A 22,794-nucleotide genomic window follows, 5' to 3' on the forward strand; every position below is an offset into this window, starting at 1 on the left:
TTGCGTTCTTTTATCTCTTCTTCAGTGATAACCTTCTTATTTAACTTTTCTTTGCAACCTTCTTGGCCGCCGGTTTTTTTGCTGCCGCCTTTTTAGGAGCCGCTTCTTTTTTCGGAGCTGCTGCTTTTGGAGCGGCGGCTCGCGGAGCGGCGGCTCGCGGAGCGGCTTTTTTGAAACCACGGCCAGCTGGTTTTTCTGGTTGTTCGGCCGCCATTTTCAATACGTCGTCGTAGGTCAGACTGGCGGGCTCTGTTCCTTTTGGTATTTTTAGATTTCGTTTTTCAAAAGCAACGTAGGGTCCGTAACGGCCATTGAGAACTTTTGCGTTTTCATTTTCAGCAAATTCTTTTATTGTACGATTGCTTTCTATGACTCTTTTATCTTCGATAATTTCGATCAGGCGTTCCTCAGTAACGGCCATCGGGTCGTCATCTTTCGTAAGCGAATAGTATTTGCCGCCATGTTTTACATAAGGACCAAATTTTCCAATGTTGACGATCATTTCAGACTCTTCGAAAAGACCAACTGTTCTTGGCAATTTGAACAGTTCGAGCGCTTCTTCGAGTTTGATCGTTTCCATCAGCTGACCTTTCATCAGGCTGGCAAACTTCGGTTTGTCCTCATCTTCGGCATCACCGATCTGTACGTAAGGGCCGTATTTTCCTATGCGAACAGAGATTTTTTTGCCTGAAGTCGGATCTTCACCCAAATCCCTGGAAGTAAGAGTCCGGTCAATTTCCTGTTCTTTAACTTGCGTTAGTTTCTGTTGAAAAGGCGTGTAAAAGCTTTTTATCATCTGCTGCCAGGCCAAAGTGCCATCGGCAATATGGTCAAAATCTTTTTCTACTTTGGCTGTAAATGAGTAATTTACAATGTCCTCAAAGTTATTGACAAGAAAGTCGTTAACGACCATTCCGGTGCTTGTCGGGAACAGCTTTGATTTCTCCGAACCGTAGGTTTCCTTGTTTACCTTACTTTCAATTTTATTGTTTGTGAGAATCATTTCACGGAATTCTCTGTCAATTCCCAGACGGTCTTCTTTAACCACGTACTCTCTTCTTAATATAGTTGAGATCGTTGGCGCGTAGGTAGACGGGCGTCCGATGCCCATTTCTTCGAGTTTTTTTACCAGACTCGCTTCCGTATAACGTGGCGGGTTACGGGTAAAACGTTCCGTTGCTTTCATGTCCGCAAGATTCAGTATCTGGCTGATATTCAGCGGAGGAAGCATCCCTTTTTGTTCTTCATCATTCTCATCATCGCTGGATTCCAGATATACTTTCAGGAAACCCTCAAATTTGATGACTTCGCCCTGCGCAACAAGCTCTTCGGAAGTGGTTGAAATAGCAATGGTTGCAGTCGTTCTTTCAAGCTGAGCATCTGACATTTGAGAAGCGATTGCTCTCTTCCAGATCAGCTCATACAAACGCTGTTCGTTGCGGTCGCTGCTGCCATTTAAGGTAGAAAAATCCGTCGGGCGAATGGCTTCGTGAGCTTCCTGTGCCGACTCGTTTTTGGTTTTAAAAATTCTCTTATAATAATATTCCTGACCGTATTCTTTTACAATCTGAGTTTGTGCTTTTTCCAGTGCTTCTTCCGATAAGTTGGTAGAATCCGTACGCATGTAGGAAATCTTACCTGCTTCGTAAAGACGCTGGGCAACTGTCATGGTTTGCGCAACCGAAAAACTTAATTTTCTGGATGCTTCCTGTTGTAGTGTAGAAGTTGTAAATGGGGGTGCAGGTGTTTTTTTAGCAGGTTTGACTTCAAGATTTTTGATCGAAAACTGAGCGCCGATACATTTTTCCAAAAAGGTCATCGCGTCGCTTTCGGCAGCAAAGTTTTTGGAAAGTTCGGCGTTGAGTACTTTCCCGTTTCCAAGGTCAAAGTGTGCCGTGATCTTAAAGCTTCCCTTGCTGTTAAAAGCTTCAATTTCTCTTTCACGCTCTACGATGATACGTACCGCAACGGATTGCACCCTTCCCGCAGAAAGATTGGATTTTCCGATTCTTATTTTTTTCCAAAGTACAGGCGAAAGCTCGTATCCAACCAGCCTGTCCAGAATCCTCCGCGCCTGCTGTGCATCCACAAGATCCACGTCAATGGTACGTGGTTTTAAGATTGCTTTTTGCAATGCGGTTTTGGTAATTTCTCTGAAAACGATTCTTTTCGTATCGTCAGGAAGTCCCAATGCTTCTTTTAAATGCCATGAAATAGCTTCTCCTTCGCGGTCATCATCCGTTGCAAGCCACACTTCTGCGCCTTTTGCCAGCTTTTTAAGTTCCGTAATTACCTTTACTTTATCGGCTGAGATTTCGTAGGAGGGTTGAAAACCATGTTCAACATCAACGCCCATATCATGCTCAGGCAGGTCCCGAACATGTCCGAAACTTGACTTCACAGTATAATCTGAGCCTAGATAACTTTCAATGGTTTTGGCCTTCGCCGGTGACTCAACGATCACCAGATTTTTAGACATAATTTTGAATTTAATGTACCGGGTAGCACTTTGGATGCTCAAATATAGGGCAGAAACAAGCAAAAAATCAAAGTATGTAGAGAAAGGTAAGTTTTTAAATTGTTTTTTAATGCCTTTTCTGAGCCGATTTTCAGGGATTTATTCTCAATAATTGGCACAACATCAGAACAAAAAACGAAGAGGGGTGGTTGTAATAATAGCTGGCTAGTATATAATGATACTAAATAGCATCAATTACGTATAGAACTCCTTTGTATGTTCTGTAATTTCGTATTTTCGCACGTTTAATGACAACAGATAATTCAATTTAATTTAATGAATATTTATAAGGATTACATCAAAGAGATTGAAGAAAGAAAAGCCCAGGGGCTTAATCCGAAGCCAATTGATGGTGCCGAATTGCTAAGCGAAATCATTTGGCAGATTAAAGATTCAAACAATGAATACCGCGCCGACTCTCTTCATTTTTTTATTTACAACACGTTACCCGGTACCACAAGCGCAGCTGGCGTAAAAGCCAGGTTTTTGAAGGAAATCATCCTCGGGGAATCCGTCGTTGAAGAAATATCGCCTGCCTACGCTTTTGAGTTATTATCTCACATGAAAGGCGGACGCTCGATTGAGGTTTTGATCGACCTGGCTCTCGGTGAGGATACCTTCGTTGCAAAACAAGCGGGAGAGGTTCTTAAAACGCAGGTTTTCCTCTACGATGCCGATGTTGACCGTTTGAAGGAGGCATTCAAAAGCGGTAACGAAATCGCTAAGGAAATTCTTGAAAGTTACGCACAGGCTGAGTTCTTCACCAAGCTGCCGGAGGTGGCCGAAGAAATTAAGATTGTTACTTATATAGCCGGTGAGGGCGATATTTCAACAGATTTGCTTTCTCCGGGTAACCAGGCTCACTCAAGATCTGACCGGGAACTTCATGGTCTGTGTATGATTACAACGAAGGCGCAGCACGAAATCAAGGCATTGCAGGAAGAACATCCTGACAAAAGCGTGATGCTGATCGCTGAAAGAGGTACCATGGGTGTAGGTTCATCCAGGATGTCTGGTGTGAACAACGTAGCACTTTGGACCGGTAAAAAAGCGAGCCCGTATATACCATTCGTTAACATTGCGCCGATTGTCGGAGGTACTAACGGTATTTCTCCGATTTTCCTTACTACGGTTGACGTTACCGGCGGTATTGGTATTGACCTAAAAAACTGGGTAAAAAAGGTTGATGAAAATGGAACGGTTATCCGTAATGAAAGTGGTGACCCTGTTCTTGAAGAAGTATATTCAGTAGAGACAGGAACTGTTTTAACAATTAATACGAAAACAAAGAAACTCTATAATGGTGATCAGGAACTGATCGATATCTCTAAGGCACTTACGCCTCAGAAAATGGAGTTTATAAAAGCAGGTGGATCTTACGCCATAGTATTTGGTAAAAAGATACAGACCGTTGCTGCCAGAATTCTTGGTATTGATATTCCTCTTGTTTATGCACCTTCAAAAGAGATTTCTCACGAAGGACAAGGCCTAACGGCAGTAGAAAAAATATTTAATAAAAATGCAGTTGGAACAACGCCGGGCAAAGTTTTACATGCCGGTTCGGATGTTCGGGTGGAAGTTAATATCGTTGGTTCTCAGGATACGACTGGTCTGATGACTTCTCAGGAATTGGAGTCTATGGCTGCAACGGTGATTTCTCCAATTGTTGATGGTGCCTACCAATCAGGTTGTCATACTGCTTCGGTATGGGATAAAAAAGCGCAGGCCAACATCCCAAGGCTGATGAAATTCATGAATGACTTCGGTCTTATCACAGCCCGTGACCCGAAAGGCGAATATCACGCGATGACTGATGTGATCCACAAAGTTCTTAACGACATCGTTGTGGACGAATGGTCGATCATCATCGGCGGCGACTCTCACACAAGAATGTCAAAAGGTGTTGCTTTTGGAGCTGACTCAGGAACGGTCGCACTTGCATTGGCTACAGGTGAAGCATCCATGCCAATTCCGGAATCCGTGAAAGTGACGTTTAAAGGTGACATGAAGAATCACATGGATTTTCGTGATGTAGTTCATGCTACCCAGGCTCAGATGCTTCAGAAGTTTGGTGGAGAGAACGTATTCCAGGGCAGAATCATTGAGGTTCATCTTGGAACGCTTCCTGCTGACCAGGCATTTACTTTTACAGACTGGACGGCGGAGATGAAGGCAAAAGCCTCCATCTGTATTTCTGAGGATGATACGCTGATTGAATCACTGGAAATTGCCAAAGGCAGAATTCAGATCATGATTGATAAAGGTATGGATAATCATAGACAGGTTCTTCAGGGATTAATCAACAAAGCAGATAAAAGAATTGCTGAGATTAAATCCGGTGAAAAACCAGGCCTTATTCCGGATGCAAATGCGAAATATTATGCGGAGGTTGTTATTGATCTTGACGTGATCGTTGAGCCAATGATCGCGGATCCTGATGTCAACAATAAAGATGTTTCCAAACGCTATACGCATGACACCATTCGGACGCTTTCTTTCTACGGGGAAGATAAAAAGGTGGATCTCGGTTTTGTAGGTTCCTGCATGGTGCACAAGGGAGATTTGAAAATTGTTTCTCAAATGCTCAGAAATATAGAGGAACAGCAAGGCAAGGTTGAATTCCATGCTCCGCTGGTAGTGGCAGCGCCTACCTATAATATTATAGAAGAGCTTAAAAATGAAGGTGACTGGGATGTATTACAGAAATATTCTGGTTTCGAATTCGACGACAATGCACCGAAAGGAGCGGCGCGTACCGAATACGAAAATATGATGTATCTGGAACGTCCAGGCTGTAATCTTTGCATGGGTAACCAGGAAAAAGCAGCCAAAGGAGATACTGTTTTGGCAACTTCAACCCGTCTTTTCCAGGGAAGAGTTGTAGAAGATTCGGATCGTAAAAAGGGAGAGTCTTTACTTGCTTCTACGCCGGTTGTTGTTCTTTCAGCAATTCTTGGACGTATACCTAATATCAGTGAGTATAAAGCTGCTGTGGTTGGCATTGATCTTACCAAGTTTGCACCTCCGGTAAAGCAATTAAGCAGATAAAGCTGTTTAGGTAGTTGTTGGTGGTTCGGTTTTTGTTAAGTGAATGTTAGACATTAATTTAATTACTATGGCTTTTGACTTAGATATGATTAAGGGTGTTTACACCCGAATGCAGGAAAGAGTGGAGGTTGCCCGAAAAGTTGTCGGGCGGCCTTTAACGCTGTCGGAAAAGATTTTATATTCTCATTTATGGGAAGGCTCTCCATCTCAGGTTTATGAACGTGGTAAGTCTTACGTAGATTTTGCTCCGGATAGGGTTGCCATGCAGGACGCTACGGCTCAGATGGCACTTTTACAATTCATGCAGGCCGGCAGGCCGCAGGTTGCTGTTCCTTCAACGGTTCATTGCGATCACCTTATTCAGGCCGAGGTCGGCGCTGTTCAGGATTTGAAAAATGCCGAAGATAAAAATAAAGAAGTTTACGATTTCCTTTCTTCTGTATCTGATAAGTATGGTTTAGGTTTCTGGAAAGCAGGGGCAGGTATCATTCACCAGGTTGTGCTTGAAAACTATGCATTTCCGGGCGGGATGATGATCGGAACGGATTCACATACTCCTAATGCAGGTGGACTGGGAATGATTGCGATCGGGGTAGGTGGTGCGGATGCGAGTGATGTAATGTCAGGTCTTGCATGGGAATTAAAAATGCCACGTTTGATCGGTGTTAAACTGACCGGAAAGTTAAGCGGATGGACTGCCGCAAAGGATATCATTCTTTGGGTTGCTGGCCAGCTAACTGTTAAAGGTGGAACCGGTTATGTAGTTGAATATTTCGGCGAAGGTGCTGAAAGTATTTCTGCAACAGGTAAAGGTACAATCTGTAACATGGGTGCTGAAATTGGAGCAACAACTTCAATTTTTGCCTATGATGATAAAAGCGCAGCTTATTTGAGGGCAACAGAACGCGCCGATGTAGCTGATGCTGCCGATCAGGTGAGAGGATATCTTCGTGCAGATGATGAAGTGTATGCCGATCCCGCAACTTACTACGATCAGGTTATTGAACTTAACCTTTCAGAACTTGAACCGCATATTAACGGTCCATTCACACCGGATCTGGCGTGGCCGATTTCTAAATTTGCTACCGCGGTTCGCGAAAACGGATGGCCGGAAGTTCTTTCAGTAGGTCTTATCGGTTCATGTACCAATTCTTCATATGAAGATGTGAGCCGTGCTGCTTCACTGGCGCAACAGGCAGTTGACAAAAATCTGAAGGTAACTTCTGAATATACGATCACACCTGGTTCTGAGCTGGTACGTTTTACCGTTGAGCGTGACGGGTTTCTGGACACATTTGCTAAAATTGGTGGTGTGGTTCTTGCCAATGCTTGCGGACCTTGTATCGGTCAGTGGGCACGACATGGAGCAGAAAAAGGAGAAAAAAACTCAATCATTACTTCTTTTAACAGGAACTTCTCAAAACGTGCAGATGGAAATCCAAACACGCACTCTTTTGTAGCATCTCCTGAAATTGTAACGGCCATGGCTATCGCCGGTCGTCTTACCTTTAATCCTTTGACGGACACGCTGACCAATGTGGACGGTGTTGAAGTGATGCTCGATGAACCATCCGGACTGGAACTTCCAACGAGAGGTTTTGATGTGGAGGATGCAGGATATCAGGCACCTGCGGAAGACGGAAGCGAAGTGAAGGTATTGGTAAGTCCAACATCGGATCGTCTTCAGCTTCTTGAACCATTCAAGGAATGGGAAGGTACAGATCTTAAAGGACTTAAGCTGCTGATTAAAGCAAAAGGCAAGTGCACGACTGACCACATCTCTATGGCAGGCCCATGGTTGAAATACAGAGGTCACCTGGATAACATTTCCAATAACATGCTGATTGGTGCGGTTAATTTCTATAACGAAAAGACCAACACCGTTAAAAATCAGCTTAATAATCAATATTCGGAAGTCCCTGCTGTGCAGCGTGATTACAAGGCACACGGAATTGGAACAATTGTAGTTGGGGATGAAAACTATGGTGAAGGTTCTTCACGTGAGCACGCTGCAATGGAGCCTCGGTTTCTTGGTGTTCGTGCAATCCTGGTAAAATCATTTGCCCGAATTCATGAAACGAATTTAAAGAAACAAGGTATGTTGGCGCTAACTTTTGCCAACAACTCTGATTACGAGAAAATTCAGGAAGATGACAGTATCGATATCATTGGTTTGGAAACTTTTGCGGAAGGTCAGCCTTTGACAATTGTTCTGCATCACAATGACGGAACAACTGACGAATTTCCGGTAAATCATACTTACAATTCGCAGCAAATTGAATGGTTTAAAGCAGGTTCTGCACTGAACATTATTCGCCGCTCGGTAGGAGCATAATTCGAACTTATTTCTAAAAGACAAAAAAAACTCCTGAAAACGGGGTTTTTTTTGTTTTTTCATGACTATGCTACCGGGTTGCTCAATTCCAAACCATTCGGTGACTATCCTTTAACAACCTTCTTTTTCACGAAATAAGACTGCACAAAAAACAAAATCATCCCGAAGGTAATGGAAACATCGGCCATGTTAAAAATACCGGTCTGAACGATGCCAAGATCGATATGCATAAAATCAGTTACAGAACCGTGAATGATACGGTCATAAATATTGCCGATCCCACCGCCAATCGCAAAGCTCAGGGACAAAGCGCTTATTTTGGTCAGATTTGGTTTGGTTACCAGATAGACAATTCCATAACTCAGTGCTAATAGCGGAATGATAGAAAGTAAAAAGAATTTCAGAAAATCAGGCAAGGCACTTCCTACACTTAAAAAAGCACCTGTATTTTCGACCTTAGTCAGAACGAAATGGTGCTTGATCAGACTAATCGTTACATAACTGCTTACTTCTTCTCTAACGATACGCTTGGAAATCTGATCGCAGCCGACATTTGCCAGGACAACGAGAAGAAAGGCGGCATTTGTCAATAACTTTTTCGTATTCATTTCAGCGTAAGGGTCATTAACAAAATTGATTTCTGCTCACCGTTAAAGGTTTCAGTTATTTGAACTTCGGAATCAAATATAAATCCTATTTTCTCGTAACACCGGATTGCAGGAAAATTATCTTCCAGGACAAATAAATGTATTTTATCCGGATCGAGTAATTTTTGGCATTCCTTGATCATTATATAAACAAATTCTTGCCCCAGACCTTTTCCACGACTGTCCCTGTTGCCAACCAGCAAACGTCCTAATCTTGGTGTGTGGCTGTCTCCACTGATAATTTCACCAAAAGCGACAGGCGAATTGTCATCTGAAAATGCAAGGTATGGAAAGCGAAAAGGATTCGTCTGATAAAATTTTTTTAGTTGTTCATAGGAAAGCGGGTAAGACCAGGCACTTCCTGAAAACCGAAAAAGCGTATCGGGATCGGTAACCCAATTGTTAAGTATATGAAAATCGCTTTCCTGATATTTTCTAAGGTACATACAGTGGTGTGATATAAATAGCGGTCCACCGCTAAATATAGCAGATATAGCTTTAAATTAGAGGCATAAATGTAAAATCATCTTTTCGATATGTTGAAAAAAGTTGTCGCAGCTGCCTTACTTTGTCTATCTAATTATACAGTTTTTTCCCAAAAGGTTTCCTACCAGGTTTCCTTTCCAAACATTGTGCATCACGAAGCGAAAATTGATGTAACAGTTACAGGAGCTGGTCAGAAAGACTTAGTTTACCGAATGAGCAGGTCGTCTCCGGGGCGCTATGCAACTCACGAATTTGGAAAAAATGTTTATGATGTCAAGGCATTTGACAGATCAGGAAAAGTGGTAAAGGTTTCCCGCCTGGATGGTGATGTATACCAAGTTCCGAACTCAGATGGCTTTGTAAAAGTCCAGTATACGCTTTATGCCAATCATCCTGACGGAACATATGCCGGAATTGATCCGTCCAGTATTCAGCTGAACGCACCAGCATCTTTTATGTGGATTAAGGGTTTGGAGAAAGCACCGGTTGAAATAAAATTTGATTTGCCGTCCGATAAAAAATGGACAATCGCCACACAACTTAGACCTTCGGAAAACCAAAATATTTTCACTGCTCCTGATTTACAGTACTTCATGGACTCTCCTGTGAAAATAGGAAGTTTGGTGATAAAGGAGTGGGATCTTGCAAATCCGGATAAAAAAAACTATCGTTTCCGGTTAGCATTGGAAGCAACCGGAAGTGATTCTCTGATAAGTAGTTTTGCCGGAAAAATAAAAAAGGTCACTCAGGAAACACAGCAGGTTTATGGCGAATTTCCCGCATTTGACTACGGACAATACACATTTCTTGCCAGTATCAATCCTTATGTCAAGGGGGATGGGATGGAGCACAGAAATAGCACGATGATCGCCATGCCAACCACCTTTACCGGATCCGACAATTTATTAGGTGTTTTCTCACATGAGTTTTTTCATGCCTGGAATGTCGAAAGAATACGTCCCAAGAGTCTGGAACCATTTAATTATGAAAAAAGCAACATGAGTTTTGAGCTTTGGTTTGCTGAGGGCTTTACACAATATTACGGTGAGCTGATTCTGGAAAGGGCAGGTTTCAGATCCCTGAAAGATTATTGCGGGACATTGAGTTCGCTCATTAATACAAAAGAAAATACATCCGGCGCCAAAAGAGTTTCCCCCGTTGATGCAAGCAACCTGGCTATTTTCGTAGATGCCGGCGTTGCGGTAGACAAAACTAACTATCCAAATTACTACACTTCTTATTATCCCTACGGCGGGTCTATCGCGCTTGCATTAGACCTTGAACTTAGGTCACGTGGTTTGTCGCTGGATGAATTTATGAAAGCCGTCTGGTTAAAGCTGGGCAAGCCAGAGCAAGCCTATGTTGTTTCAGATCTGGAAAATGTATTAGCCTCGGTTACAAAGGATAAAACATTTGCATCAAACTTTTTTGAAAAATATGTGAATGGCTTTCAGTCATTTAATTATACGCCGTTATTACAAAAGGCAGGTTTGAGTTTGCAAAAGCAATTTGAGGATCAAGCCTGGCTGGGTGACTACAGGTTCGATGAGGGTAATTCTTTAAAGGTAACTACAAACACAAGATTTGATACTCCGTTATATGAAGCAGGTTTAGATATTGATGATCAGATCGTAAAGCTGGATGGCAAGCCGGTTAATACAAGAGCTTCTCTGGAGACAATTCTAGCTTCTCATAAACCTGGTGAGGAGGTGGTCATTGAATTCACGCACAGGGGTGAGAGTAAAACAGCGATTGTCAAACTGACAGGAAATCCAAAATTGGTTGTTCGTCTCAACGAAGAGCTGTCTTTGCCTGTAACAGATGAAATGAAAAATTTTAGAAAATCCTGGCTGGATAGCAAAATCAAATAATTATTTAAACCTGTTTTTCAGAAAGATACTTCCAGTAGCGCTTGGGAACATGACGGATATGCAATTTCATATTTTTGCGTGCCGGGATATTTGTGCTGCGGAAGTAATCTTTCCATAAAAGTGAATACAATTCTTCTTTTGGATCTAAAACCTGCGCGGGCAAAGCATTCAGGCTGGAAGACATCTCGGTTGTAAAATCGAAAGTGATCTCCTCTACTTTTTCCAGGTCATAAAATAACCCATATTTCCTTTTTAGATCGTAAATGATCCATTTTTGGTCTGCATACCGTTTTCTGAAATGATCTGAAATAAGCGGTAAAACATTAAAATCCGGATCGATGTGTGCGTAAAAAATTCCATCTCCGGTTTGCTGGAATCGAATGAATGCTTCCATACGATGTTTCTCACGATGTACTTTCCGGTCCATTTGTGAAACGGCCAGCACAACCGGATTTCCAAAATTGTTTTCTGCTCCGGGAAGGTTGTCAAAAATATAATGCGCAAAATCAAACAGATCCTGAAAAGTCTGCGGTTGCTCAGACAGAAAGGATTTGTAAAACCTTTTCATCCATTCCTTATCCAGTTTTTTTATCAATCCGTTCCAAACACGCTTCGCTTTATAATCTTCACTGATCACTGTGAAGGTTTCCTGAAATGCATCCGGCAAATGATGCTCTGAACTCACCAGTTTTACCAGAGATGCTTTTCGTTCGTAACTGTCAAAAACGGCCGTCAGAATTCCCTCCAAAGTTCCGTCGAAAACATATAGCTCCATTAAAAAAGCGATAACTGGTTTGACGGTACTTTAAGATACTTACTATTACTTTCAGAAAGTATCACACCTTTGATGTGCCCTGCTTCAAAATCTTTAAGCTGAACCGGACTATCGGCGTAACGGATAAAATGTTTGGCCCGGTTAAAGGAAATACCAATCTTCTTCAACTGATCCTGGTGAAGTCTGCCGAACTTTCTGGCCTGCACAATTTTTAAAGCCGAAGTTACCCCTATGCCGGGAACACGAAGGATCATACGATAGTCCGCGTTATTGATATCAACAGGAAACTGGTCCAAATTTCGCAAAGCCCAGCTTAATTTCGGGTCAATGTCAACATCCAGATTCGGATTGGAATCATTTAGGATCTCTTCCACATTGAAACCATAAAACCGCATAAGCCAGTCGGTTTGATACAACCTGTTTTCCCTGATCAATGGTGGCTGACTGCCGATAATGGGCAGCCGCGTATCATTGCTTATCGGTATGTAGCCTGAATAATATACTCTTTTCAGAGAAAAATTTTTGTAGAAAGCATTAGCGGTATGCATGATCTCTTATCGGACTCAGGAGTTGCGCCAATGACCATTTGCGTGCTTTGTCCTGCGGGGACAAACTTCGGAGTGCTTTTGATGAGCGCTTTTTCGTCTTTATATTGCACAATACTTTTTTGAATCTGGTCAAGAGGCTTTTTTACATCTTCATGTGATTTCTCCGGAGCAAGTAATTTCAGTCCCACTTCTGTAGGCATTTCCAGGTTGATACTCATTCTGTCAGCATACAATCCTGCTTCATGGAGCAATTCAGGACTGGCGCCGGGAATCGTTTTCAAATGAATATACCCGTTAAATTTCTCATCTACTCTGAGTTTTTTCACGATTCGTAAGAGCCGCTCCATGGTATAATCACCATCTTTAAAAATTCCTGAACTTAGAAACAAACCTTCGATATAATTTCTCCTGTAAAAATTCATCGTCAGCTCAACCACTTCGTCTACTGTGAAAGCAGCGCGTTTGATGTCATTGCTTCTCCGGGAAACGCAGAAGGCGCAATCGTAAATGCAATGATTGGTAAGTAAGATCTTCAAAAGTGAAACACAGCGTCCATCTTCCGTGTAGGTGTGACATATGCCTGTACCTTCTGCGTCGCCTATGCCTTTGTTGTGATTTTTTCTGTTACTGCCACTGGATGAACACGATACGTCATATTTTGCCGCATCGGCAAGTATTTCCAGTTTCTCACGAATCCGTTCAAACATATAAAGTCTTTCAAAAAATTGAGTTGCCTAAAATAATCACATATAGTTTTCAGTTATTAGAACATCGTCGGCACAGCTTTAGTGCGAAATTCCAATATTGAATTTGGATTATTTCCAATATAAAATTACTAAAACCATTCCAAATGAATCTGAGGAAAATTGGGATATTTTTTGTCCCTTTTTGTGTGTTGTGTGGTAGTGAGACTTTGGCCCAGGTTACCAATTACAAAGGGAAAGTAAGCCAGCAATTTGTAATGAATAAGGAGTCCGTAATCATCGACCAATCGACCGGTAGGCGGATTTCCTATGCTGCCTATGATGATATCCTGAGCAGAAATCCTGGAAAATACAGGACACAGCCTGTTTTTGATAAATATGGTCAGGCTTCTTCCTATGCCTTGATTAAAAAGAACGCACAAGATATACATTCAGATGGATCGATAATCATGAATGCGGACCTGATGCCTGAAGTAGGCGAGCAGCTTCCGCCATTTGTGATGCGAGGACTGGATGGAAAGGAATATAATTCCGAGAAACTTCGGGGTAAATATGTGTTGCTTGGTTTTTGGGTAAAATTTGAAAAACCTCTTTACACCCTAGCCAGCACGAAAATAATTTCTGCGTTTATTGACAAAAATCATAAAAAGGGAATCGATATCGTATCACTGGGAACAACCCTGAATACTGAGGAGGAATGCAGGGAGTTTATTCCAAAACGTAATTGCGGTTTCATTCCTGTTCCTGAATCCTATGGTTTCAATCACCGCTATAAGATTGGCGAAACGCCTTTTTTTATTTTGCTTGATAAAAACGGAGTCGTTAAAGCGATGTCTCCTCACACCGAGTTTGCAGCGACAATTGGTGAATTGCAGTTGTGGTGATATTGAAGGAAGAAATCGCTTCAAATGCACTTTATATCTCCGAAGATGCCATTAGTTATGAGATGCCTAGTCGGTGATGACCTTTAATACTTGATTCAACTAATATCCTTTAACCTTTAATTTCTCCTGAAATTCCTTGCCTATTTTTGTACCCCATTGCTGACCGACCTGCATTGATTCTGTCATGATCATCGGCGTTTTTTTAGCAAATTTCCTTCCAGTTGGGGTTTCATAAAAGGTAATTAATTGATTTAGATCTTCTATCGTTAAATGTTTTGCGTAAACAGGCTCCAGCATCACTACCAAGTCATCCAATGACGTTTTCAGGAACTCCGCCTCAAATTCTGTCCAGACATCTTCCGGAACGCTAGGCTTTTGCTTTTTAAACATTAAAAACATTTGTTTAATCGCAGCCTTGTACGAAACAGCCGATCCGGACACCTCAAACATCGTTTTAAGTTTTTCAGTGTATGCCGGACTGCTCTGCCCAAAAGTGAAAGCAGTACTTAGAATAAATAATGTTAAAATGCTGGTAATTTTCTTCATATTTTAATTTGTTAGATAGTTAACTGCAATTAGCAAATATCAAGGCATTAATAAAACTTCCCGATATCTTTACCCCAATTGCCCGCTGATCCAGTTGAAACTTCCGGTAGGTTGCCAGTTCTTATGTTTTCCAAGCAACATTCGTCTAGATGTTTTATAGGTTTCAAAACCATGAGTTTTTAGGAAATTCAATGCGGTTTCATTTGAATCAGGGATGACGGCGCCCATTCTTTCCTGACTGCGTAGTTTCAATAATTCCAAGCCGGCTTCATTATTTTTCGCAATAATAGGCCCGTCGCCCCAGTCAGCAATATAAAATCCCTGAACATCTTCTCCTGTGACGTAAACCTGCGCAGATCCTAAAAAATCGGTCAAAATTCCTTGTCGGCACTCTCCGGAAATTTCTTTATCGAGTCTTAACAATGAATCGGTAAATTCCGAACGAAACGGAGAAATGTTTTTCGAGAGTGTGTAAGGTTCAATAGGCTGTTGCTTTTTCAAATGGATGTATTCCGATACAATTTCAAATCCCAGCTTTTTGTAAACGGGATAACCAAAATCGGTTGCGTCGAGATAAATAGTCGGATGCTGCTGATGGTCGATGCCATCAATGAGCTGCTGTGTCAGTTTATTTCCCAGACCCCTGTTTCTAAAATCAGGGTGGACAACGATGCATGCAAGCCAGGCAGTGTCATTATGAAGCATGCTGGTTCCAACCGCGATCATCTGTCCGTTTTCAACCAACTTAATCGGGTGACAGTAGGTTGAATCAATAAAGTATTGAAATCTGGGCAGCAAATCACCCCAGTCCGCCGGTTGTAGTTCGGATAGATTCGATAAATCCGAAATCTCAAAAGCTTTGAAATTCATAAGCAATCAGGCGACGTCCTTTATGTAAGCAGACAATACATGACTAAAATAATCAATCTTCTGTTTCCATTTTTTATATGAAAAGAAAGATATAATTACAAAAATAAGCATCATGGTTCCGAGAAGGATATATTTTAGAAAGGTAAATTCAACTGAAACAGAAAAATAAAATATTAAGGTTGCGGCGTAAATAGTGGAAGACAATAATGAAAACACAGTCATGCGCTTTAATACTAAACAAAGTTTTTGTAATGAAACTATGATATTGTTTCCGCGAACCGGATTTTTTATAAAGAGAAATCCCAGGAAATTATTTGTAATATATAGCAAAATACTTAACACAAGAAGAACATTAACATAAATCGGCTTTTTGTCTCCATCGAATCCATCGTAGTAAACGAACAGCAGGATGATTAAGAATATAGCTTCTGAAATTAGCTTAATCCTTAGCTTTCTAAGCGTTGGGTGCTGACTGATTTTGGTCATCAATTTAAGTGTTTCTTCGTTCACCGAGCCACTTCCTGCCTTTTGCCACTCGGCTTTTAAGTCTTTGATATCCATTGTCTTATTTGTTTATAATCATTTTTAATTTTTCTTTGATCCGATTTATTTTTACCCCAACATAGTTTTCTGTTATCCCGGTAATGGTCGCAATTTCCTGATAGGAATAGTCTTCCAGAAACAGGGAAATAATTGCTTTTTCCGAATCGTTCAACTTTCGCAGGGCTGCAAATAAACGCTCTTCGTTTTCTGAAATTCCGGAATTATCATTGTGTTGCAACTGTTCAGGAATGCTGTCAAAGTGGTCCGTTGAAATCTTTGCTTTTCGAAATGAGGCAATGGCCGTATTTAGTGCAACGCGGTAAATCCAGGTACTTATTTTGGCATCTCCGCGAAAAGCCGGAAATGACTTCCACAACTGATAAACAATTTCCTGAAACAGGTCCTGCTGATCATCATGGGAATCGCGGTATAGTCTTGATATTTTATGAAGGATGTTCTGATTCTCTTTCAGAATTTTCAGGAATTTCTCTTCCATTAATCTGTCAGTAATTGATGAAGGAAATTAGACTTTTAAGAACAACTTTTTGATCGTCTTCTCGGGTTACGGAAGCGGAAGGGTCTCCAAAACGGAAGCCATCGAATAACTTATCCAAATGATGAAGACGATTTCGAAATGTACCCAAAGGATTATGATTTTCTGCCAAATTGATTTTTTCATAATAGTGCCCCTAAACCACTTTTACTATTAGTAGTTTAAGGGCATCAAAAACTTACATAATCAGAAAATTTATTCCGACCTGAGAGACTTTACGGGATCCATCAGTGCCGCCTTGATTGACTGAAATGAGACAGTTGCCAGGGCAACCGCTACTGAAAGAAAACCGGCCAAAACAAACATCCACCACGAAATATCGATTCTGTATTCGAAGCTTTGAAGCCATTTGTTCATTCCATACCAGGCCACCGGTATGGCGACAATGATAGCAATCAGGATTAGTTTCAGAAATTCTTTTGAAAGAAGACCAACTATGCTGGCTACGGAAGCACCGAGCACTTTACGAACGCCAATTTCTTTTGTACGCTGTTCGGCTGTAAATGTTGCCAAACCAAATAGTCCTAAGCACGAAACAAAGATTGTCAGCCCGGAAAACACACCCAGAATCTGCCCGGTCTTTTGTTCAGCAGCATAAGTATCGTTAATTCTGTCATCCATAAATGAATAGGTAAAAGCCATGTCCGGTTTGAACCCGTTCCATTTATCTTTCATTTTTGCAAGTAAGCTTTCAATCTTGCTGGTTTTAATTTTAACGATCATAGCTCCGGCATCACCCTTTAATACCATGGCAAGAGGCGAAATACCTTCGTGTAACGATCTGAAATGGAAATCCTTAACGACTCCGATTACCCGGTATTCATGTTTTGTTCCGTCGTTACTGGTGTTGCTTATGGTTCGGTCAACTGCGTCGTTTTTCCATCCCAGCATTTTAACTGCCGTTTCATTCAGGATTACACCTGACGTGTCGTTTCCAAATTCTTTTGAGAAATTACGGCCTGCTGCCATTTCCATCCCGAGCGTAGGAATGTAATTAGCATCGACATCGTATCTGAGCGTTTTTACGAGCTGCGTAGTTTTATCATCAGGATAAATCGTAAAATTATTGTTATTCGACGGTCCGGCAGGGATGTAGCTTGATGAGCTGACGCTCAATATATTAGGATCTTTCAGTATTTCTTCACGAAATACTTCCTGGTTTTTGCCCAATGGCCATGTTGTAATTACCAAAACCTGTTCTTTGTCATAACCCAGTTTTTTATTTTGTATAAATTTCAGTTGCTGGTATATACCAATTGTTCCAACCATCAGGGTGACTGATATGAAAAACTGAACAACAACCAGCCCGCTGCGTAACCCAATACTACCTTTTTCAGAAGTGAATTTTCCTTTTAAAATGGCTATAGGTTTAAAAGATGAGAGAAAAAAGGCCGGATAACTTCCGGCTAGTATGCCGACAGTTAAGCCAAATAACAAAAGCCCGGGTATAAGGGAAGGGGCGGAGTTGATCTGTAATGCCAAATCTTTTCCTGATAAATTATTAAAAAGCGGAAGAGCAATAAATGCAAAAATCAAAGCCAGAACCAGCGCGATCAAAGTCAGCAGCACAGATTCCAATAGAAATTGCCATACTAATTCCATTTTGTTTGATCCCATAACCTTTCTTACCCCCACTTCACGTGCCCTTTTGGAAGCGCCGGCAGTAGAAAGATTCATGAAATTAATACAGGCAATCAGCAGCATAATAATTGCAACTGCTCCAAAAATATAAACGTATTTAATATCTCCCGGGTTTCCAAGATCATATGAGGCGGTTGAATAAAGATGAATATCCGTTAAGGGAATGAGGTATAATCCAAGGTCATTTCCTCCTTTACGGAACTCGGTCAGCGTGACGCCCATAGCTTTTTGTAACTGAGGCCCCATATATTTTTCAACCGTTTGCGGCAATTTGGCTTCGAGCTTTTTATAGTCAAATCCTTTTTGAAGCAGAAGATAGGTGAAAAACTCTGATTGCATCCAGGAGGTCGATTTAGCTTCTTCCAAACCAGCCATTGAGACAAAAAGCTCGTAATGGAAGTGTGAATTCTTTGGAACTTCTTCTAATATGCCTGTAACTTTATAAGCGATGTCAGAACCTTTGAAGCTGATAATTTTTCCGATTACATCGTTAGTCCCAAAGTATTTGTCCGCCAACTTCCGCGTTACAACAACCGTATTCGGCTCGGACAGTGCATTTCCTGGGTTTCCATTTGTGAACGGCAGCGTAAAAACTTCAAAGAAATTGTTGTCGACAAAAGCCATGGGGTCTTCGGTGTACTGTTTGCCGGAAACAACAACTTTTGGAAATCCTCCCTGACGTAAACGGGTTGCCGACAGGACTTCGGGATAATCATTTTTCAAAGCCTGGGCGGTTGGTGCCATTACGTGTGCCTCATCCATTTTTCCTCCCTGCATTGTGCCTTTAAACGATACGCGCACAATCTGATCCGCTTTTTCATTGTAACGGTCAAAACTTAACTCGTCCAGGACATATAGACTGATGAGCATACAGGAAGCCAGGCCTATGGACAGCCCTACAATATTAATGGCAGAGAAAGCGCGGTTTCGCAAAAGATTCCGCCAGGCAATTTTGAAGTAACTGTTGAACATGGTTTTGTGAATTTGGCAGAACGTTTTGATTTTATCACACATCACGTCATGCGATTTTATATGTTGGCTAATAAATTGCTTATTTATACCGAATCTACAACCGGTACATTGTATAACATAGTTCTGTGTATAAAATATATACCAATATAAAAAAAGGCCCTTTTGGGGCCCTGTTAAGTGAGTGTAAGTATAATCGTGTTCGATAATGAACAGTTTCCGTGCGCAAACGGGCAATTAATGTGTTTGGAAATTTACTCGTGCATAATTTTAAATATAGAAACCAAGCCGTTCTCCTGTTCAAGATGTACAAAGTAAACACCGGAAGCATAAGGCTGCATATTCAGATCCATATCCTTCGAAAGGATGTTGGTCCGGTAAAGAACCTGTCCTGCAAGGTTAATCAAACGTAATTTTTTTGCTTGTTTATTTCTGATGCTGATGTGAAGTGTATGACTAACCGGATTTGGATAGAGCTTGGCCCATGAGAATTCAGGAAAGTGTACAGAACGGATCTGACTAAATGCCAAAGTTCCGTCTGAATCAATCATCTTAAGCCGGTAGTAGTTGATGCCCGATTCAGGCAGCTCGTCTGTGAAGTCGTAGTTTTGTTTTTGGGCTCCGTTTGCTCTGGCAGCAATATTACCAATTGAAGCCCAGCTTTTACTGTCGGTACTTCTCTGAATCTCAAATCGGTCACTTCTCAATTCTTCGGATGTTGTCCATGTAAGCAGAGAAACGGATTCTTTTTTCTCCGCGTTAAAAGCGGTTAATGTTACAGGTAACGGTGCGGTATAGTCTAATGTTACCGTGGCAACGTTTGATTCAAGTCCATTTTTGTCTTTAACCGAATACTGAAACTTTGCTTCTGCCGTAAAGCCTGTAGGTGGTGTGTATAAAAATTTTCCGTTTTGAATTATTACATTTCCAAAATTTGGGCTTGATTTTATATTTAGTGTATTAGGGTCAAATTCTGCGCAGGTGCTTTGGTCATTATCAAGTGTGTTTATAGTAAGTTCGACATTTTTTTGTCCCCGGTAAAAATCGTTGACAGCAAGTGGCCTGCGAAATTCCAGGATAATGACCACCGATTGGTCAGACGCGCATCCATCAATGTTAAGCGCAACGGCCGCGTAATTGCCTTCTTCGGAAATCAAAAGTTCACTACCGGAAAAGCCGGGAATAATTTGTCCGTCTTTACGCCATTCGAAGCCATTTGCTCCTGTGGAGGCGGCTTTGAGTCTGACGTTTGTTCCATTACATATCACAACTTCTTTGGTCCCGCCTTGCCCAAAGGCAAGACGGGAAAGAAGTAACAGGAACATGACTGTTGCAATGTTTTTCATGTAATCGACGGATAATCGTTTCCTGATGTTGTTTATGTTAGTCGATTGTAAGAAGCGGTACAGAAGCAAGCGGTGTAACAACAACCGATTTTGTACCTTGTGTTATTGCAGTCAGCACCGATGAATGTTTTTGAGAACCACTTGGAGTTTGATAAACTACTTTGCAAATATATTCCCCCACTGTTGTAACATCAAGGGATTCACTTGTGGCACCTGAGATAAGCTCAGTTCCTTTGTACCAGGCATACGTGTAACCTACACCTAAGCCGTCAACCAGCGATGCAACTACGTTGGCAGTCAATTTAGCGGCAACCGTAGTTCCTTCGCATATAGTTGCCACATTAGAACCTATTGTTGCAGTCAATTGCGGCAACACTACTATTGTATGTTCAACCAAAGCTGAAAGACAGCCTTGAACAGCATTTAGAACAGACAGAGTTAGTTTATTTTTGACTACTGTTGTTGAGCCCTGTGGAAGCGTAAATGTTTTGGAGAAAATCCCCTGAGAAGCAGCATCAAGGACAGTCGTGGTAACATTTCCGTTTTCAGTTAACTCCCAATTATACTGAAGTAAGTTTGTGACATCCGGTTTCAGGTTGAATGGAACTCCGCTCACTACATAAAAAACATCCGCTTTTGCAGAAAAGGCTGTCATAAAAAACATGATCGCCACACAGATTGAGGTAATTTTCATTTTCATTGTACTGATTTGTTTGATTGTGATAGATAGGTATAAAAAGATTAATTGTATTCGAAATTAGGGTATCAGATTGATGGGTGGAGAAGTGGGATTTTGGGTTACCACAACTTCTACCTTCCTTCTTCCGGAAGGAGTATCACATCCGTCTTTCTTAATATCTACATAGTAGGTATACGTTCCGGCATCGGTCAACTGGTCCAGGTTTAAGTTGCTGCCGGATCCCGTTGAGTTGCCCGATGAATTGTACCAGTTATAAGAAAGGTTGCTTAATAAATTATCCAGACTTGAGGCTGCTCCCAGAAGGATCTTACCAACGTTGGTACAAACATTTGTATTCGGGGTGGTTATTGTCGGCTGCAACGGAACACGCCTTACATCATGAATGTTTAAGGGCACACCACCAACAGCAAGCGTTAATCCTTTTACTTCAAGAATTACTTCGACTCTGTCAAATCTTACCGGATTTCCATTTTCATCCTTGGGTGCAAAGTAAAATGTTACTGGAGCAGTGTCAAAAAGTGTTAACAAATTTGCTTCCAAAATTGAGGATGCTACCTGAAAGTTTCCTGATAACGTATCCCCTCTATACGCCTGAAGCGTAACATTGCCTAATATTGTTGCTGATAACAATGAAGTTGTTTTGGAAACAATCAATCTGACAGCATTTTCAGGATTTGACGGGCCATTGAAATAAAACATCTGTTTCATTTTCATGCTGTTTTGTAAACCTGTAATCCCAAGGAGCGCTCGGAAAGAAGATTGAGTCCCGGTGGCATCGCTGTCGATGGCATTAGCCATATTATCAATCGTAAGTAGTGACAAGAGTCCGGAATCAAAACTTTTCGTTGTGACATTCGGTAAGCCACAGTCAGCCACATTGTATGGATATGGGTTGGAAGAGTTGTTAGCCTTTGGCCCGTAAAAGGCATAATAGACATCCACTTCATTCACTCCTAACACGGGTCCGTAGAGTGTTACTCTGACAGATTGAAAGTTCGAACTGATTACAACAGCGATAAAAACGGTTCCGTCTGCTAAATAATATGGAGTTTGTGACACGATATTACTCTCGCTGTTTTCTCCGGATGTATTGTTATAAGCTTTTATTTCAGTTCCCCCTCCCAGTAATCCAGCACCGTTTCCACTTGTGCGTATGTAAACCGTAACAGGTTTAGCCACTGTACTGGTAACAACTGAAGGGAACGTCAAATGCAGCCAGGCAGGCGCAATAGCTGAACTAGCTTTTAATGTTGCATGCCTGTTATTTGGCTTTTTATTAGTAAGTGAACTGGTAGGATTTTGCTCGTTAAAGTAATGATAAGCTTCGCTGGCATTTGTTACGCTTCTTCCGCTTAAAGTTGAACTGCCGTTATTGTGTTCCGACGTTGCATATACCGCATCTCCAGGCTGCGCTTTTAAACACACGGCCGAAAGGGCAATAACCATTAAGACAATCGAGCAGATTGAGCCAATGAACTTCATGAAAGAGATGGGTAAACGTTGAGTATGTTGTTGTCCTCAATTATTAGTTGTGCAAGTATAATTAGAATTAGTTTTACAATAAAAATCTTTTTTGAAATTTTACACTAGAAAATTTTTAAAAACGTTTGTACGTTTAAATTTCGCATTTTTCTATTTTTAAGTCGCTTTTATTTATAAATATTATAAATAATCAACCGTAGGTTTCTTTACAACCATCTAGTCTGAACAGACTATTATGTTATTATTTAATTGTTCTATATAATATTAAATAGAAGTTAATCTTCTTTTTTCCATTTTACGTTCATTTGGCTATTTGTTGGGAAAACCA

At 41.3% G+C, this 22,794-nt stretch carries 16 protein-coding genes and 1 pseudogene; 4 read left to right on the plus strand and 13 right to left on the minus strand.

Annotation, left to right across the window (positions count from 1 at the left end; all coding sequences use genetic code 11):
* Positions 1–40: 40 nt before the first annotated feature.
* Positions 41–2,479, minus strand: a complete 2,439-nt coding sequence (gene topA / locus E0F88_RS06550; RefSeq protein WP_131957412.1) for a type I DNA topoisomerase — start codon at positions 2,477–2,479, stop codon at positions 41–43.
* Positions 2,480–2,794: 315 nt separating this feature from the next.
* Between topA and E0F88_RS06555 the strand changes: the two genes are divergently transcribed.
* The gene (locus E0F88_RS06555) at positions 2,795–5,566 is read left to right on the plus strand and encodes a bifunctional aconitate hydratase 2/2-methylisocitrate dehydratase (RefSeq protein WP_131957413.1); all 2,772 of its coding nucleotides are present in this window, start codon (positions 2,795–2,797) and stop codon (positions 5,564–5,566) included.
* A gap of 67 nt (positions 5,567–5,633) precedes the next feature.
* Positions 5,634–7,901 carry an aconitate hydratase gene (locus E0F88_RS06560; RefSeq protein WP_131957414.1) on the plus strand — a complete coding sequence of 756 codons (2,268 nt, stop codon included), beginning with the start codon at positions 5,634–5,636 and terminating at the stop codon, positions 7,899–7,901.
* A gap of 104 nt (positions 7,902–8,005) precedes the next feature.
* Here E0F88_RS06560 and lspA read toward each other — a convergent pair whose 3' ends face one another.
* A complete protein-coding gene (lspA, locus tag E0F88_RS06565) occupies positions 8,006–8,509 on the minus strand; it encodes a signal peptidase II (protein WP_131957415.1) in 504 nt (167 codons plus the stop codon).
* The gene (locus tag E0F88_RS06570; protein WP_131957416.1) at positions 8,506–8,994 is read right to left on the minus strand and encodes a GNAT family N-acetyltransferase; all 489 of its coding nucleotides are present in this window, start codon (positions 8,992–8,994) and stop codon (positions 8,506–8,508) included. The genes lspA and E0F88_RS06570 overlap by 4 nt, the downstream gene beginning before the upstream one ends.
* A 90-nt stretch (positions 8,995–9,084) precedes the next feature.
* Between E0F88_RS06570 and E0F88_RS06575 the strand changes: the two genes are divergently transcribed.
* On the plus strand, positions 9,085–10,905 hold the full coding sequence (locus E0F88_RS06575; protein WP_131957417.1) for a M61 family metallopeptidase: 1,821 nt from the start codon (positions 9,085–9,087) through the stop codon (positions 10,903–10,905).
* 4 nt (positions 10,906–10,909) lie between these two features.
* Here E0F88_RS06575 and E0F88_RS06580 read toward each other — a convergent pair whose 3' ends face one another.
* Both E0F88_RS06580 and E0F88_RS06585 read right to left on the minus strand, forming a co-directional pair.
* A complete protein-coding gene (locus E0F88_RS06580) occupies positions 10,910–11,680 on the minus strand; it encodes a TIGR03915 family putative DNA repair protein (protein WP_131957418.1) in 771 nt (256 codons plus the stop codon).
* Positions 11,680–12,935: pseudogene (locus tag E0F88_RS06585) on the minus strand (putative DNA modification/repair radical SAM protein). The gene E0F88_RS06580 and the pseudogene E0F88_RS06585 overlap by 1 nt, the downstream one beginning before the upstream one ends.
* A 143-nt stretch (positions 12,936–13,078) precedes the next feature.
* On the opposite strand from E0F88_RS06585, the gene E0F88_RS06590 reads away from it, so the two are divergent.
* Complete coding sequence (locus tag E0F88_RS06590; RefSeq protein WP_131957419.1) at positions 13,079–13,816, plus strand: thioredoxin family protein; 738 nt, start codon at positions 13,079–13,081, stop codon at positions 13,814–13,816.
* A 99-nt stretch (positions 13,817–13,915) separates the two neighbouring features.
* On the opposite strand, the gene E0F88_RS06595 is transcribed toward E0F88_RS06590, so the two are convergent.
* From E0F88_RS06595 to E0F88_RS06630, 8 genes are all read right to left on the minus strand, one after another.
* Positions 13,916–14,362: a DUF2059 domain-containing protein gene (locus E0F88_RS06595; protein WP_131957420.1), complete on the minus strand. Its 447-nt coding sequence runs from the start codon at positions 14,360–14,362 to the stop codon at positions 13,916–13,918.
* Between the two features lie 69 nt (positions 14,363–14,431).
* Positions 14,432–15,232 (minus strand): GNAT family N-acetyltransferase, encoded by an 801-nt coding sequence (locus E0F88_RS06600; RefSeq protein WP_131957421.1) that lies wholly within the window; start codon positions 15,230–15,232, stop codon positions 14,432–14,434.
* Positions 15,233–15,238: 6 nt separating this feature from the next.
* On the minus strand, positions 15,239–15,793 hold the full coding sequence (locus E0F88_RS06605; protein ID WP_131957422.1) for a hypothetical protein: 555 nt from the start codon (positions 15,791–15,793) through the stop codon (positions 15,239–15,241).
* A gap of 4 nt (positions 15,794–15,797) precedes the next feature.
* A complete protein-coding gene (locus E0F88_RS06610) occupies positions 15,798–16,271 on the minus strand; it encodes an RNA polymerase sigma factor (RefSeq protein ID WP_131957423.1) in 474 nt (157 codons plus the stop codon).
* A gap of 252 nt (positions 16,272–16,523) precedes the next feature.
* Positions 16,524–18,941, minus strand: coding sequence for an ABC transporter permease (locus tag E0F88_RS06615; protein WP_131957424.1), 2,418 nt, complete (start codon positions 18,939–18,941; stop codon positions 16,524–16,526).
* A gap of 251 nt (positions 18,942–19,192) precedes the next feature.
* Entirely contained in the window at positions 19,193–20,284 is a 1,092-nt protein-coding gene (locus tag E0F88_RS06620) for a T9SS type A sorting domain-containing protein (RefSeq protein WP_131957425.1), read from the minus strand.
* A 37-nt stretch (positions 20,285–20,321) separates the two neighbouring features.
* A complete protein-coding gene (locus tag E0F88_RS06625) occupies positions 20,322–20,984 on the minus strand; it encodes a hypothetical protein (RefSeq protein WP_131957426.1) in 663 nt (220 codons plus the stop codon).
* Between the two features lie 57 nt (positions 20,985–21,041).
* Positions 21,042–22,466 carry an Ig-like domain-containing protein gene (locus E0F88_RS06630; protein ID WP_131957427.1) on the minus strand — a complete coding sequence of 475 codons (1,425 nt, stop codon included), beginning with the start codon at positions 22,464–22,466 and terminating at the stop codon, positions 21,042–21,044.
* Positions 22,467–22,794 lie beyond the last annotated feature (328 nt).

It is taken from the genome of Dyadobacter psychrotolerans (assembly GCF_004349265.1).
Classification (GTDB): domain Bacteria; phylum Bacteroidota; class Bacteroidia; order Cytophagales; family Spirosomataceae; genus Dyadobacter; species Dyadobacter psychrotolerans.